At 34.6% G+C, this 743-nt stretch carries 1 protein-coding gene; it reads right to left on the minus strand.

What is annotated here, in order from left to right; translation table 11 throughout:
- A partial coding sequence (locus tag DMB91_RS08765) for a methyl-accepting chemotaxis protein (protein ID WP_260604909.1) occupies positions 1-743 on the minus strand: 743 nt, incomplete at both ends.

Here is a 743-nt window from a genome sequence, read left to right on the forward strand (position 1 = left end):
ATATCATTCACCGTATCAGAAATCACTGAACTATCATTAGCAATCTTAACATTATCTTGAGTCACACTTTCTATATGAGCTACACTTTCATTGATTTGAGTAATGCCCGCAGTTTGTTCTTTGATAGATTCAGCCATATCATTGATAGATTGCACAAGTAAGTTTGTATTTGCTTCTATCTCACTTAAAGACTTTTGAGTTCTTTCAGCAAGCTTTCTTACTTCATCAGCCACAACAGCAAAGCCTCGTCCATGTTCTCCAGCACGTGCTGCTTCTATAGCAGCATTTAAGGCTAAAAGATTGATTTGATCAGCTATATCTCCTATGATACCTGTTACATTTTTAATCTCTTCACTTTGAGTGATAACATCACTTGTTTTAGTTGAGACATTTTGCATAGAAGAAGTGATTTGTTCTAGTGCTGCTGCTGTTTCTTCTAAAGAGTGAGCTTGTGAATTTGAACTTTGAGTAAGAGCATTAACTGTTTCTTGGAGTTTGCTACTTTCTTCACTTAAAGAATTAGCAAAGTCAGATGAAGTTTTAAGCATTTTTACAATTTCATCGCCTAGTGTGTTTGTGGTAACTTCTACATTACCACTTGCATTAGGGATTTTATTTCTAAAGTCTAGATTTCTATACTGCTCAAAAACATCACGAATGGTATTCATATTTGATCCTACTCTGTGTTGTAAGACATCAAGTAAGCGATTTAATACATTTTGAAGTTCAATGAGTTGAGGGTT

It is taken from the genome of Campylobacter sp. MIT 97-5078, from assembly GCF_006864455.1.
In the GTDB taxonomy this organism is placed as follows: domain Bacteria; phylum Campylobacterota; class Campylobacteria; order Campylobacterales; family Campylobacteraceae; genus Campylobacter_D.